Origin of the sequence: Arthrobacter sp. AK01 (assembly GCF_021109375.1) — a bacterium.
Lineage (GTDB): Bacteria > Actinomycetota > Actinomycetes > Actinomycetales > Micrococcaceae > Arthrobacter.
In genome coordinates this window covers 1-14,533 of the sequence record NZ_JAJOHP010000033.1, presented here as the reverse complement: position 1 = coordinate 14,533, position 14,533 = coordinate 1, and the positions used below count along the sequence as shown (strand labels likewise).

Genomic DNA, 14,533 nt, shown 5'->3' with positions numbered 1-14,533 from the left:
GATGATCCGTTATTTGAGGGTCGACTGGATGGTGCGTGCGGTGTCAGCTGCGCTCTTGGCAGCTTCCGGGCCTGTCGTGCTGCCGGTCACCATGGAGTTGATGGCCTTTGCCACGGGCTGCTCTGCGAGCAATGCCCCGGCCAATGCGCCTTGGCCCTGGGGCACTGCCCAGAGGGTCATTTTCTCGGGCGATGAACTCAGCTGGTCAATAACGGACTGCGGGTAGAAATCGGACAGCGGGGCTTTCGTGGTGGTGCCGGACGGGAGTGCCTTCCAGGCGTCCACGTAGGCGGATGGCTTGTCCTTGGTTCCCTGGCGTGCGGGGACTTTGCCTTCCGGGGCGAAGGCGAGCCAACGCTCGTACCCGTCGCTCATCATGTACTTCACGAAGTCCGATGCTGCGGGGGAGGCTTCAACGGGGATGGCCCAGTTGACCTGTGAACCGAACTGCGCCGGGGTCTCACCGCTGGGGCCTTTGATGGCGGTCACGACGCCGGTGTTCTTGGCCAGGTAGCCGGTGTCGCTGGCACATTCGGCGCAGGATGGGAGCATGTCCTTCCGCAGGCCAGCCAGCTCGTCGAGGATGAACGAGGAGAACATGGTCATGGCTGAACGTCCGGAGAGGTAGTTTGACCGGGCGGTGTTAGTGTCCTGCTCGCCAGGAACCGAGTACTTGGTCATGAGTTCGCGGTAGAAGCTGAAGGACTCAACGCATTCAGGGCTTTCGAGGCCGATCTTCTTGTCCTGCCCTACCAATTGGCAGCCGTTACCCAGCGCGAGGTGCTCGAAGGTTTCCTGGTTGGTGGTGAATCCGGAGAAGCCGACACGGCCATCGCCGGTGAGTGCCTGCGCCGCCTTCATAATGTCGTCATAGGTTTCCGGAGCTTTCAGGCCCGCCTTGTCGAAGAGGTCTTTGCGGTAGACGAGCACCGAAGCCCAGGAATCGCTGGGAACAGCCAGTTGTTGGCCGTCGATGCTTGCCAGTTCCAGGGCACGCGGGGCAAAGGTGTCCTTTCCCAGTTCATCGACCACACGGGCTGCGGCCTCACCGTCCAGCAGGTCGTTTGCCTGAAGGGCCCCAACCCCGGGCAGACCCAGACCTCCAACGACATCGGGCAGCTCCCCCGATGCCGCTGAGGACACCAGGAGCTGGTTGTACTGCGCTTCGTCAATGGCAACGATGTCCACCTCGACGCCGGACTGCTTGGTGTAGTCCGCAGCGATCTGCTTCTGGATCTCCACCCGATCGGGCTGACGCTCCAAGGTCCAAACGGTCAGCTTCTGGTCCTCGGCCGGTTGTTCGCTTCCGGGACTGCATGCTGAAACTGAAAGTGCGAGGGCTCCCGCAACAGCCATTGCTGCAATATGCCGCTTCTTTGCGTTCATGATGGGTCTCCTGGATTAGGGATGTTGATCAATCGATCTAGCAACAATGGGAGCATGTGCCTTCGATCACTGTCAAGCATCAACTGACAAACGTCGCTGTCACAGCAAGGGCTCGCTATTAATCCTTTCTGGTTTCGATAGATCGATATACCATTGTTCTAGTGTTTGACGTGGGAGAATATTCACCATCACTTCAGAGAACCCAAGGAGGCGTTCGTGGCCGGACCCGTAACACTGCAAGACGTCGCCGATCATGCCGGTGTTTCGCGGGCCACGGCATCGCTGGTGCTCAGGGAGACCGGACGGGTTTCCCAGCAGACCCGGCAACGGGTTACCGAAGCCATGACCACTCTGGGCTACGTCTACAACCGCGGGGCTGCGTCCCTTCGCACTCAAACGGCCAACACCATCGGCGTCGTGGTGACCCACATTGCCAGCCCCTTCTTCGGCGAAGTCATCCACGGGCTCGAAACCGGACTGACTGATTCGGGGTATCTTCCCCTCCTGGTCAACACCGATGATGACCCCGCGCGCCAACACGAAGCGATTCGTAAACTACGCGAGCACCAAGTGGCCGGCCTGGCTCTGGTTCCGGCAACCGGGACGACCGCGTCCCTGATCGATGAACTTCGGGCCTGGAAAATGGAGCATGTCCTGGTCAGCCGTTATCTCAAGGACGTCAACGCACCCTATGTTGGGGCCGACGATGTCGTCGGTGGGCGGTTGGCTGCAACCCACCTGCTCGAAACCCACGGATGCGAATCCCTCGCATATCTGGGCGGGCTGCCTGCCATCCTTTCCCGTGGTGACAGGACCAATGGCGTGAAAGATGCACTCCTCCATCGCGGATTGGACACCTCAGCGCTCATCGACATGCCGGGTGAGGTCTCCGGGACCGGTGGGCTTGAACTGGGCGAACGGCTTATCGCGTCAGGGCCTCTTCCGGACGGCATCATCTGCCACAGCGACAGCGTCGCCTTCGGGCTCTACCGAGCTCTGAGAATCCATGGTCTGGGCAACAACACTCGCGTCATCGGCTACGACAACATCGGCGGGGCGGCGCTCTGGGAGCCGCCCCTTACAAGCGTGGCCACACAGGGCGAGGCGCTCGGACGACGGGCAGCCCGTATGCTGCTCGAACGCATCAAGGAACCCGGTACACCGACATCAATCGATAAAACCATTCCCGAACTGGCAGTGCGCCAATCGTGTGGTTGCTCTTAGCTGCGCTCAGGCCTAGCCTGGCTTAGGCGGTGCCGGGACGAGCATCTGGGTGAGTCGTTCGGGTATGACATCGGCGAACCGGCTCTCAGGGTGTCCCGTGGCACCGGTGAACTCGGCAGGAACCCAGTCTTCAGCCGCCGGCCAGCGTTCAATGATCTCCTTTGGGCCAAGCGGCCCGTCACCGAATCGATGCACGAAACCTTCCGAATACTCCTGAACAGCGCCTTGCAGGTGCGGGCGGACAAGGTCTGCGTAAAGCGGGGAGAACCATGCCAGCCAGACAGGGTGGGTGCTCAGTCCCAGCCATTGGCCCCATGCTTCCTTCTGGGAGTAGAGGCTGGGTTTAGAGGCGTAGCACCACAATGAGCGACCGTTCCATCCCCATCCGGAGTCGACTTCGGCGGTGGCATAGAAGCTGCGAAGCTCGATGGCCACGGCAACGAAGAAGCGCTCCAAGGCCTCCCTCCATCGTGGATTCTCCAAAGCAACACGGTGGATACTAAGCGAGACAGCTTGGATGTCGCCCTTCCTGGTCGGGCGGTCTTGGTTCGTGTGGCCGCCGAACACGCCCTTGAAGTAGGCTCCGGCGGTCGGAAAACTCCCTACGGCCGAAACGTCGTAGTCCTCGGCGAAGAACTTCACGAACGCCTGATCTCCATCACGTGCCAGGTTTCCCTGGAGCGGTTCGTAACTGCCGAAGCGCTTCGGCAGAGCCTCCGGCAGATACTGTCGGGCCAGGTCCAGATAGCGCTGCGGAAAGTCGTCCCGGACTTCGTCCATGAGGTGATACCAACGGACCTCCACGATGTCGATCATGGTGTCGCGATCTGGCCTGGCTGCCGCCCGGCTGCTGGTCTTGGGCCAGATCTCTTCGGTCTGCAGGTCCCGTGCCGCCCCGTTGCCTTCCTTGGCCAGGCGTTTGGCGAACCGGACAGCGTGCGGAATGGATGCCGGATCGGTGCCTTCAACCAGGATGCTGTACATGACGCAGGCGCCAAGGACAGCAGCCGTCACCTCATGGGGAACATCCTCCGGCTCGACGAGATACGGGCCTTCGAGGGTGAAGCAGTAGTTTGCTTTCTTGCCTCTGAGGATGTGCCAGTTTTGAGGACCAGCAGCGTCGCCGCTGGTGCTTGCCTCGAGCTGCAAACCGGGAGAAGCATCCACGAGAGCGGTCAGCGCCTCGGCGTCCAAGGCTTCGGGCAGGTACACGGCAAGGTCATACGACATGATGCACAGGCTAGAGGGCTTCACTCTCGCGGCAAAATGCGGCGGTACAGAGACCTCTCGCGGGTTCATGAACCTCGCGGCTGTGCCAGAGCCACGACCGGCCGTCGTGGAGACCAGCGGTGGACTAACAACTGTCGGGGCCGTCGCACGTGATGCCAGACAAGAATCAGGGACCCTCCTTTGGGGAGGGTCCCTGATTCGCACAGCAAATGGAGCAACATAGTCAGCTGTTTTCGCTACCTTGTGCACGCACAAGGGATCCCTAGCGGCGCAGGCTCTCGCTCGGCAACTCGCCGAAGGCTTTGACGTACAGGGCAGAGAACCGCCCCTGATGCGTGAAGCCGCACAACTCAGCAACGGCCGTGACACTCTGCTCCCGCGGGCTCGCTTCCAGCAGCATCTCCCGGGCCCTATCCAGCCGGATGCTCCGCAGCAACTCCGACGGCGTCGCACCGGTTTCCGCCCGCAGGGCAGTTTGCAGCGTTCGTACCGAAACGCCAAGGCACTCGGCGATGTCCGGCACCGTCAGTTCTTCAGAGGCGTGCCGCTCCAACAGCTCACGGCACTCGCGCACCACGCGGCTTTCGGAGTCAGCGTCCCCGGCCTGCCTGCCGGGCAGTTCCATCGCCATCAGCAACCGCGACACCATGCTGTCCGCCAACAAGCCCTGAACAAACACGGGGGCCGTGGCTTGTGGCCGACTGATCAGGTCATCATGAAGTTCGACGACGGACCTCAAGAATGCTCGACCGGCGGCACCTGAAAGGTCCATGCCATAGCCAAGGTCCACCGCGGTTTCGCCGTACAACTGCCCGGCCACCCGCTCCAACGCTGTGCGCCGTACGTAGACGATGAGGTGCGGGCTTCCGCCATCCCAACTCATCGAAAATGGCCGGTCGATGGGCGGAACCGTAGCGAAACGCGGACTTGAGTCCACAACACTCGCACCCACTTGCATGGACGCGTGCCCGGCCAGCGGAATTTGCACCAAATGGAAATCCTGCAGTCCCTCGGGCTCAATACGGACATCTGCTCCATAGTCCAGGAACTCGATCCCGACGTCGCCCCGGTGAAGGGAGCGCAGCTTCATATCCACCGCTGACGTCCGCGTCCGCGGGGCGAGCTCATGGCTGCAGAACAACTCCGCGATCTTGGCATGTGCCTCGTCCACGTCAGTTGTTGCCGTTGTTGGCCGTCCCCGCAGAACGTCACGAGGAAGAATCCTCACCATTTGGGCACCCACTCCACTGTTTTGCGCTTTTCGGATGATCCAAGCGCCACGTGGATATTCCGGATTTCAAGGACTGCCTAGAGTCGCTTTAAGACAAGTATGACGCAGCTCACATCACCATAACAGTGCCGATAGGGAGGTGAGGACCAGTGAAGAACATCAAGCTCGTGCATGACCGCAGGGATGAATGGGACCGAAGCCACTTCGAACTTTGGGCGGCGGAGCTCCAGGCCAAGGAAGCCCGGCTCACCTCAGCGGCTTGGGTTGGTTGGCATGAAGAAGAGGAGGACCTTGCGTAATTCGGATGACCCTCGCGCCAAGTGGATAGTCCGGATTCCAGGGACTGCCTAGAGTCGTCCATAAGGCAAGCGTGACGCACGTCATATTCTCGTAACAGCTAATCCGCAATGAAAGGGTCTGGTTATGTCAGCACTCGAAGGCAGGACAGCAATCGTCACTGGCGGGGCAACCAAGGTGGGCCAAGGCGTGGTCACCGCGCTGCGGGACGCCGGAGCCACAGTGGTGGTGGCGGACATAGACCCCGACGGCGAATCACTCGCCGCCGGGTTGGGCGAAGGAATCCACTACTCCCACACAGACATCACCGACGATGCCGCCGTGAACGCACTCGTGGGCCAGACCGTAACCCAGCATGGCGGCCTGGACATCCTGGTCAATCTCGCTTGCACCTACAAGGACGACGGCGCATCCTCCGATAGGGCGGACTGGCTCGAAGCCCTCAACGTCAACCTGGTGAGCGCCGTAATGGCGGCCAACGCGGCCCGCCCCCACCTCGAGGCCTCGGGGCACGGAGCCATCATCAACTTCACCTCGATCTCCAGCTCGATCGCCCAAACCGGCCGCTGGTTATACCCGGCCAGCAAGGCTGCCCTGGTCCAGATCACGCGCAGCATGGCCGTGGACTTCGCCGCGGACGGCATCCGGGTCAATTCCGTGAGCCCGGGCTGGGTGTGGAGCAACATCATGGACACCCTCAGCAACGGAAGCCTCGAAAAGACCGACGCCGTCGCGGCCCCTTTCCACGCCCTCAAGCGCGTAGGCCGGCCACACGAGGTGGGTGACGTCGTCGCGTTCCTGGCGAGCGACCAAGCCAGCTTCGTTACCGGAGCGGATTGGGCGGTCGACGGCGGCTACTCCGCCTTGGGTCCGGAACGCGCCGAAGAAACCATTCCGCTGCTGGCCGCCAACTGACAACTACCGACAGACCAAGAGAAAAGGGCAACACCATGACGCAACGCCACATCACCATCGTCGGGGCCGGCCAGTCCGGGCTGCAGCTGGGCATCGGCCTGCTGGACGCCGGATTCCAGGTAACCACTATCTCCAACCGCACGCCGGAAGAAATCCGTGAAGGCAAAGTTGCCTCCAGCCAGTGCATCTTCCACAACGCGCTGGAGCACGAGCGCGCACTGGGGTTGGACTTCTGGCCTGACGCTCCCACTGTGGACGGCATCTCGTTCACCATCCCCCACCCCGAGCTCCCCGGCGAGAAGGCCATCAGCTGGGCCTCCCGCTTGGACCACCACGCCAAGTCCATCGATCAGCGGGTGAAGTTCCCCAAGTTCATGGAGGAGTTCACCGCGCGGGGCGGCGAGCTGGTCTTCGAAGACGCAGGTGTCGAAGAGCTGGAAAAGTACACGCAGAACTCGGACCTGGTCGTCGTGGCAGCCGGTAAAGGCGAGATCGCGCAACTCTTCACCCGCGACGCCGAACGCAGCACTTACGACGCCCCGCAACGCGCCCTGGCTTTGACCTACGTGAAGGGCCTCAAGCCTCGCGAAGACTACTCGGCGGTCTCCTTCAACCTCATCCCCGGCGTTGGCGAATACTTCGTTTTCCCAGCGCTCACCACCACCGGACCGTGCGAAATCATGGTCTTCGAAGGCGTGCCCGGCGGCCCGATGGACACATGGAAGGGCCTCACCCCGGAAGAGCATCTGGAGAATTCCAAGAACATCCTGAAGACCTTCCTGCCATGGGAAGCCGAGCGCGCCACGGACGTGGAACTGACCGATGCCAACGGCGTTCTCCAAGGCAGGTTCGCGCCGACCGTCCGCCACCCGATTGCCACGCTGCCGAGCGGCCGGCAGGTGCTGGGCCTGGCCGACGTCGTGGTCTTGAACGATCCCATTACCGGACAGGGGTCCAACAACGCGAGCAAGTGCGCGGCCTCGTATCTGGACAGCATCATCCAGCACGGCGGTGTTTTCGATGCAAGCTTCATGCAGGCGACGTTCGAGCGCTATTGGGATTACGCGCAGCACGTTGCACACTGGACGAATGCCCTCCTGGCCCCGCCGCCGCCCCACGTCCTTGAACTCCTGGGCGCCGCGAACAGCGAGCCGGACATCGCGCACCGCTTTGCCAACGGCTTCAACCATCCACCGGAATTCCAGGAATGGTTCATGTACCCGGACAAGGCCGCCGACTATCTTGCGAGCCTTTCTGCCGCCAAGGTTTCGTAGCACAACCCTGCTAATAAGGACTCAATCATGCGAAAGATAGCAATCGTGGGGGCCGGCGAATCCGGTGCCCAGCTGGCGTTGGGCCTGCAACGGGACGGCTACGCGGTAACGCTGTTGTCCGACCGCTCCGCGGCCCAGATCCGCACCGGCAAGGTCATGTCCAGCCAGTGCATGTTCTCCACAGCCCTCGACGCCGAGGCCCAATTGGGGACAGCGCTCACGGAATTCTACGGGTCCGGATCAGTACCGGAGATAGGCACCATCCGGTTGCGCGTGGAAGCCGACGAACCCATCGAATGGCAGGCTCCCTTGGACGGGCCGGCCCGTTCCATCGACCAGCGGATCAAGAGTGCCCTCTGGATCGAGACGTTCGTGTCCAACGGCGGCGACTTCCGGATCGAGAAGGTCACCCCGCGCATGCTCGAAGAACTCACCCACGACTATGAACTGGTCATCGTCAGCACGGGTAAGGGCGAAATCGGGCAAATCTTCCCGCGGGACAAGGCAAAGTCTCCCTTCGACCGGCCGCAGCGGGTCTTGGCACTGAACTACGTCAAGCCCGACGGCGGCGCTGCCGCCGGACCGGCGACCGGCACGTCACCCGACAGCAACCCCAGTGGCGGCGAGGCCATCCGCATGTCCATGGCGCCCGGCGTCGGCGAGTTCTTTACGTTCCCGGGCCTGACCGTCTCCGGCCCGTGCCGCATGATGGTGTTCGAAGGCGTGGTGGGCGGCCCCATGGACCGTTGGACCGACGTCGGAACCCCTGAAGAGCAGCTCAAGCGTTCGCTGGAGATCCTGCGCGAGCATTTCCCCCACGAAGCAGCGAACTTTGTCGACGCAGAACTGACAGACGACGGCGCCACGCTCCTGGGGCGCATCACCCCCACGGTGAGGTCCGCCGTCGGGGAACTCGGCAACGGGACCTTGGTGTTCGGCCTGGGCGATGCCGTGGTCCTCAACGATCCCCTTACCGGACAGGGTTCCAACAACGCGACGCTGGCTGCCAAGTATTACCTTGATTCGATCGTTCGCCGTGGCGAGCAGCCTTTTGACCGTGCCTGGATGGAGCGGACCTTCGACGAGTTCTGGCGGGGTTGGGGTCAGTGGGCGGTTGAATGGACCAACGATCTCCTCAAGCCGCGCAGGGACCACCAGAAGACACTGCTGCGCGAGGCTGCGGAGCATCCGGCTTTGGCAGCAAGCATTGTGGGCGGGTTCGATGATCCGCGGACGTCGTACCCTTGGTGGTTCGACCCCACTGCTGCGGCGGACTTCATGCAGGCCCGCAAAGAAGACGACACCGCGGCTTTCGACCTCCGGGACTTCAGGGGCGCGTTGGGCCAGTTCGCCACGGGCGTTACCGTAGTGACCACTGTTGCAGCCGACGGCCGAAAGGTGGGCATGACCGCGAACTCGTTCACGTCCGTCTCCATGGAACCGCCGCTGGTGCTGTGGTGCCCCAGCAAACGGTCCCCCAGCCTGGGTGACTTCGAGGACGCCACGCACTTCGCCATCAACATCCTGGCCAGCGACCAGCACGTCTTGTCCCGCCAGTTCGCAACGCCGGCAACGGACAAATTCGCCGGGACGGAGACTACCGAGGGCATCGCCGGCGTCCCGTTGCTGGACGGCGCCGTGGCCACTTTCCAGTGCCGCACGGTCTCCCGGCATGACGCCGGCGACCACGTCATCTACGTGGGTGAAGTGGAGAGTTACAACTACGACGGCGGCGCTCCCCTGGTGTTCCACGGCGGCAAATACCACGCAACCGCCAGCCACCCGGACTTCTAATTTTGAAAGGAGCGGAGATGGACGATTCCGTTGACGTCGTGATCATTGGCTCGGGCATCAATTCCCTCGTAGCGGCAGCCGAGCTGGCACTGGACGGGAAGCGGGTGTGCATCATCGAGCGTGCGGACCGGCTGGGAGGTTTCATCCACTCCTCGGAGCGGACCCTGCCGGGCTTTGTCCACGACTCCTTCTCTTCCTGGCATCCTCTGTTCGTGTCCGGCGGTGCGTACTCGGCGCTGGGCAAGGAGCTTCATGCCAGGGGGCTGGAATACTGCAACACCACCAGCGAGGTGACGGCGAGCGTTGCTGCTGATCCGGCCACGGGAGCCCAACGCGTGGTCATCGCGCACCGGGACCCGGCCCAAACAGCCGCCTCGTTGAAGATTTTTGGCGACCAAGAGGCCTATCTGGCCATGCTTGACGATCTGGGCCGGAACTCCGGCACGGTTTTCGGGGCGTTCGGGGCAGAACTTCGATCGTTTGGGGAGGTCGCGAAAATTGCCTTCGGGGCCGTCCGACGAGGGCGTTTCTCCGGGACAGAGGCTTTTGTCCGTGACTCGGTGATGAGCGGACGGAACTACGTGCGGAGCCGCTTCGATGGCTGGGAAGCTGACCAGCTCTGGTCCCCTTGGCTCTTGCATGCAGGGCTGGGTCCTGACCAGGCGACAGGCGGGGTGATGTTGCCGGTGATGGCCATGAGCATGCACGGCTTCGGGCTCCCGGTGGTGAAGGGCGGGGCGTCGAAGTTCGTGGCTGCCTTTGAGTCACTGCTGCGGGACAACGGGGTGCGGATCCTGCTGGGCGCTGAAGCGGAGGAGATCCTGGTTTCCGGCACAACTGTCACGGGCGTCCGGACCTCGCAGGGCAGTCTTTCAGCAGGCACCGTGCTTGCCAACGTCTCGCCCCAAGCACTCTACGGACACCTTCTCAGCCAGCCGCCGGCCGGAACCGCCGCGGCTGCCAAACGGTACCAGAACGGCCGTGGTGCGATGCAGATCCACCTCGCCTTGGATAAGCCCGTGGAGTGGCTCGATCCCCGACTCAACCGGGTTCCGCTGGTGCACATCAGCAACGGCTCGGACAGCACAGGCATTGCGTGTGCCCAGGCCGAGGCCGGCCTGCTGCCCAGCGAGCCCACGGTGGTGGTGGGCCAGCAATGCGTCCTGGATCCGTCCCGCGCTCCAGAGGGCAAGGCCACGCTGTGGCTGCAACTGCAGGAAGTTCCGTTCTCTCCCGTGGGCGATGCGGCCGGCGAACTGACAGTGCAGGAAGGCTGGACCGAGGAGCTGAAACAAAGCTATCTGGATCGGGTCCTCGCCCGACTGGAGCAGTTCGCCCCTGGCACCCGGGCTACAGTCCTGGCCTCGGACATCATCGCTCCCACGGACTTGGCCGCCGCCAATCCCAATGCCGTCAACGGCGACCCCTACGGAGGCTCCGCGGAGCTGTTCCAGAACCTGCTCTGGCGGCCCTTCCCGGAGGCCGCGGGGCACCGGACTGCCATCCAGGGGCTCTGGCATATCGGCGCCTCAACCCACCCCGGCCCCGGACTGTCAGGCGGTTCCGGGCACCTGGTGGCCCAAAAACTGACCGCGCAACCCTCACGATTTTCCCGCATTCAAGCAGCACTGAAACCAAGCAAGCGATAGGAGAACAATGTCTGTTCTGGCCGGGCTCACTGCAGCCCTTTCGAGCGGTTCGGTGGAGATCATCGACCTCACCACTCCCCTGAGTTCCGAAACCCCCATCCTGACCCTGCCGCAGCCGTTCGCGAACACGGTGGGATTGTCCGTCTCACCGGTGAGCAATTTCGACGACGCCGGACCGGCCTGGGCGTGGAACGACGTCACCGTGGGCGAACATGCCGGGACACACCTGGACGCTCCGGTGCACTGGATCACGGGCAAGGACGGCAAGTCCGTGGACCAGATCGAGCCACAGCGCCTGGTTGGTCCCGTTGTCGTGATCGACAAGACAGCAGAAGTTGCCGCGGACCCGGATTTCCTGCTCGAACCGGAGCACTTCGAACAGTGGCAGGAAGAGCACGGCGCCCTCCCTGGGAACTGCTGGATCATCTTCCGGACCGGTTGGGCGGCCCGCGGCACTGACGCCGCGGCTTTCGTCAACGCGGACGACGCCGGACCCCACACACCGGGGGTCTCCGCGGCAGGTGCCAAGTGGCTGGCCGGCAACGCCTCGATCAGCGGTTTTGGTGTTGAAACCGTGGGCATCGACGCCGGCCAGGCGGGCGGCTTGGACCCGATGTTCCCCGTCCACTCGTTCCTGCTCGGCGCTGACAAGTATGGCGTCACCTCGCTGCGGAACGTGGACCGTCTCCCCCTCACGGGCGCCACGCTGGTGGTTGCTCCCTTGCCGATCGTCGGCGGCACGGGCAGCCCGAGCCGCGTGTACGCGTTGGTGGAGAAGTCCTCGGCGGAAACAGCATGAGTGAACAGATGAGGGTTTCCACCCTGGTGGGCAGGACGCTGGCGAAGCTCGGCGTCGGGCATGTTTTCGGGGTGGTGGGCAGCGGCAATTTCGACGTCACCGGCACCCTCATGGCCGAGGGCATCCCTTTCACCGCCACGCGGCACGAGGGCGGCGCGGCGACCATGGCCGACGCCTACTCCCGGATGTCAGGAAAGGTTGGCGTGGTCACCACGCACCAAGGCTGCGGGCTGAGCAACGCCATCACGGGAATCGGGGAGGCAGCGAAGAGCCGCACGCCCATGATCGTCCTGACCGCCGACACCCAGGCTGCCGCGATCAGGTCCAATTTCAAGATCGACCAGGATGCCTTGGCCCGCAGCGTCGGCGCCGTCGCGGAACGGATCCATTCCCCCGCCACAGCTGTCGCGGACACCGTCAGGGCCTTCCGGACCGCCGTGAATGAGCGCCGCACTGTTGTCCTGAGCCTGCCGTTGGACGTCCAAAGTGCCACCGCCGCGGACGACGTGAGTGCCGTCGTCGTGCCTCAACCCCTGAAAGTGCGCCCCGACGCTGCCGCCGTAGAGCATCTGGTCGCCATGATTGCACAAGCGGAACGGCCGGTCTTCGTGGCAGGTCGCGGCGGACGGGGCGCCCGGGACGAAATCCTGGAGCTGGCGCAGCATGCGGGGGCGCTGGTGGCAACGTCCGCGGTGGCAAACGGGCTGTTCAACGGCGACTCCCACAACCTCGGTATCTCCGGAGGTTTCTCCTCCCCGCTGACCGCCGGGCTGATCAGCGACGCGGACCTCATTGTGGGGTGGGGCTGCACCCTGAATATGTGGACCATGCGGCATGGGCGGCTGATATCCGCCGACGCGAACGTGGTGCAGATCGACGTCGAGGATTCCGCGTTGGGCGCCAACCGGCCCATCACCTTCGGGCTCCTGGGTGACTCGGCGCTGACGGCCGCCGACGCGTTGGACGCCTTGCGCGCCGTGCAGCCGGAGCCCGCCGGGAAGTACCGCACCGAAACCAACGCCCTGGCCATCAAGCAGGGCTCACGCTGGCGGGACGTTGAGACAGAAGACTTGTCCACGGCCACGTCCATCGATCCGCGCGTCCTCAGCCGCGAACTCGACTCCATGCTCCCCGCGGAGCGGATCGTGTCCGTCGATTCGGGAAACTTCATGGGCTATCCCAGCCAGTACCTCGCCGTGCCGGACGAGTTCGGTTTCTGCTTCACCCAAGCGTTCCAGGCGATCGGGCTGGGACTTTACACGGCCATTGGCGCCGCGCTTGCCCAGCCGCACCGGTTGCCGGTCCTCGGCGCGGGCGACGGCGGATTCCTTATGGGCATCAGCGAGTTGGAGACGGCCGCCCGGCTGAAACTGCCGCTGGTGTGCATCGTCTACAACGACGCAGCGTACGGGGCCGAGGTCCACCATTTCGCGTCGGAGCACTCGGATGCCGAACTCTCCAGCGTCGTGTTCCCGGAAACAGACATCGCCGCCATAGCCCGCGGATTCGGAGCCGAAGGGCTGACAGTCCGGACCGTAGCCGACCTCGAAGCAGTACGCCCGTGGATCGCCGCCTACGAAGCCGGATCGCAGGACCGCCCCTTGGTGATCGACGCCAAGATCGCTTCCGACGGCGGCTCGTGGTGGCTGGCTGAGGCGTTCCAGGGCCACTAAGTGCCGTGGAGCCCAACAGAGCAGCAGCAGGCGCCCTTTTGAAGGCTCAAAGGGCGCCTGCTGCTACCTCCCGGGAGTGGGCTACGCGTCCACGTCCGTGTTGACGATGTAAACGTCGCACGGGGCACCGTGTGCCACGCTGTTGGCGATGCTGCCCAGGACACGGCCCAGGCCCTTCATGCGCTTGTTCCCCACCACGATCAGCGAGGCATTGTTGGTCTCTGCGTAGTTGATCAGGGCGTTGGCAGGCGTGCCGCGGGCCGCGAAGTACTTGACGCTGCCACCGGGGACGTCCAGCTCTTCGGAAACCTTGCGGGCGACGTATTCTGCGGAGTCGGCCGACGAGACGGTGATGCGGTCGCTGCCGCTGCCGAATTCTTCGATGCGGTCATCGGAGAAGCCGCTGATCACGTGCAGCTCGGCACCGAGAGCCGTGGCGAGCTTCGCTGCTGCAACTGCTGCGCGCTTGGCAGTCTCACTGTTGTCGACGCCGACGACAATAACTTCTGACATGAGTACTCCTGGTTGTGGGGATTCGCTGGGTGCTGCTGCAAGAAATCTACACTCACCAGCAAGGACTGGGGCGAAAGCCGGGCCAACGGGACTCTGGCCGCACGGACATCAGTGGGCTAATCTGCATGGACGGCCTGCCCTGCGGGCCGGTTTCCAGAGATTCAGGGACCGATGATGAGGAGCACCATGGCTGGCCACACATATAGCGTTTCCGAAATTGTAGGAACTTCCACCGAAGGCGTTGACGACGCGATCAAGAACGGCATCGCGACAGCCTCCCAAACCCTCCGGAACCTGGACTGGTTTGAGGTCAAGGAGATCCGTGGCCACCTCGAAGACGGCGCAGTTGCCGACTGGCAAGTGACCATCAAGCTTGGGTTCCGCCTGGAGCGCTGAATCCCTCTACGCGGGATGGCATTTAATGCGGATGTTCCGCGGGCAAAGTCAACTGGTGGGAGCAACGCTGGGGGTTAGGCCGCTTGTAGCAGCTGGTTTAGTCGGTTGGCTGGTGTTTCGAGGTTCAGGGTTGGTCTGGGTCGGCGGTTGAG

General features: G+C 63.3%; 13 protein-coding genes. 9 read left to right on the top strand and 4 right to left on the bottom strand.

The genetic code is table 11. From position 1 onward, the window contains the following. Window positions 1-9: 9 nt before the first annotated feature. Complete coding sequence (locus LN996_RS13000; protein WP_231340794.1) at window positions 10-1,386, bottom strand: ABC transporter substrate-binding protein; 1,377 nt, start codon at window positions 1,384-1,386, stop codon at window positions 10-12. A gap of 216 nt (window positions 1,387-1,602) precedes the next feature. Between LN996_RS13000 and LN996_RS12995 the strand changes: the two genes are divergently transcribed. Further along, complete coding sequence (locus LN996_RS12995; RefSeq protein WP_231340793.1) at window positions 1,603-2,610, top strand: LacI family DNA-binding transcriptional regulator; 1,008 nt, start codon at window positions 1,603-1,605, stop codon at window positions 2,608-2,610. Between the two features lie 12 nt (window positions 2,611-2,622). Here the strand turns inward: LN996_RS12995 and LN996_RS12990 are convergent, their stop codons facing one another. After that, the gene (locus tag LN996_RS12990) at window positions 2,623-3,840 is read right to left on the bottom strand and encodes a hypothetical protein (RefSeq protein ID WP_231340792.1); all 1,218 of its coding nucleotides are present in this window, start codon (window positions 3,838-3,840) and stop codon (window positions 2,623-2,625) included. Window positions 3,841-4,102: 262 nt separating this feature from the next. Further along, window positions 4,103-5,071, bottom strand: coding sequence for an AraC family transcriptional regulator (locus tag LN996_RS12985; RefSeq protein WP_231340791.1), 969 nt, complete (start codon window positions 5,069-5,071; stop codon window positions 4,103-4,105). A gap of 149 nt (window positions 5,072-5,220) precedes the next feature. Here LN996_RS12985 and LN996_RS12980 point away from each other — a divergent pair, with 149 nt between their 5' ends. From LN996_RS12980 to LN996_RS12950, 7 genes are all read left to right on the top strand, one after another. Continuing rightward, on the top strand, window positions 5,221-5,370 hold the full coding sequence (locus LN996_RS12980) for a hypothetical protein (RefSeq protein WP_231340790.1): 150 nt from the start codon (window positions 5,221-5,223) through the stop codon (window positions 5,368-5,370). A gap of 124 nt (window positions 5,371-5,494) precedes the next feature. Further along, window positions 5,495-6,283, top strand: coding sequence for an SDR family oxidoreductase (locus LN996_RS12975; RefSeq protein WP_231340789.1), 789 nt, complete (start codon window positions 5,495-5,497; stop codon window positions 6,281-6,283). A gap of 35 nt (window positions 6,284-6,318) precedes the next feature. After that, window positions 6,319-7,557, top strand: coding sequence for a styrene monooxygenase/indole monooxygenase family protein (locus LN996_RS12970; protein ID WP_231340788.1), 1,239 nt, complete (start codon window positions 6,319-6,321; stop codon window positions 7,555-7,557). 27 nt (window positions 7,558-7,584) lie between these two features. Continuing rightward, entirely contained in the window at window positions 7,585-9,351 is a 1,767-nt protein-coding gene (locus LN996_RS12965; RefSeq protein WP_231340787.1) for a flavin reductase, read from the top strand. Window positions 9,352-9,368: 17 nt separating this feature from the next. After that, window positions 9,369-11,000: an NAD(P)/FAD-dependent oxidoreductase gene (locus LN996_RS12960; protein ID WP_231340786.1), complete on the top strand. Its 1,632-nt coding sequence runs from the start codon at window positions 9,369-9,371 to the stop codon at window positions 10,998-11,000. Between the two features lie 7 nt (window positions 11,001-11,007). Then, window positions 11,008-11,799: a cyclase family protein gene (locus LN996_RS12955; RefSeq protein ID WP_231340785.1), complete on the top strand. Its 792-nt coding sequence runs from the start codon at window positions 11,008-11,010 to the stop codon at window positions 11,797-11,799. Next, complete coding sequence (locus LN996_RS12950; RefSeq protein WP_231340784.1) at window positions 11,796-13,472, top strand: thiamine pyrophosphate-binding protein; 1,677 nt, start codon at window positions 11,796-11,798, stop codon at window positions 13,470-13,472. Before LN996_RS12955 ends, LN996_RS12950 begins: the two co-directional genes overlap by 4 nt. A gap of 81 nt (window positions 13,473-13,553) precedes the next feature. On the opposite strand, the gene LN996_RS12945 is transcribed toward LN996_RS12950, so the two are convergent. Then, window positions 13,554-13,985 carry a universal stress protein gene (locus LN996_RS12945; RefSeq protein ID WP_159704332.1) on the bottom strand — a complete coding sequence of 144 codons (432 nt, stop codon included), beginning with the start codon at window positions 13,983-13,985 and terminating at the stop codon, window positions 13,554-13,556. Window positions 13,986-14,171: 186 nt separating this feature from the next. Here LN996_RS12945 and LN996_RS12940 point away from each other — a divergent pair, with 186 nt between their 5' ends. Then, a complete protein-coding gene (locus tag LN996_RS12940; RefSeq protein WP_011773002.1) occupies window positions 14,172-14,381 on the top strand; it encodes a dodecin in 210 nt (69 codons plus the stop codon). The last annotated feature ends 152 nt before the right edge of the window (window positions 14,382-14,533 follow it).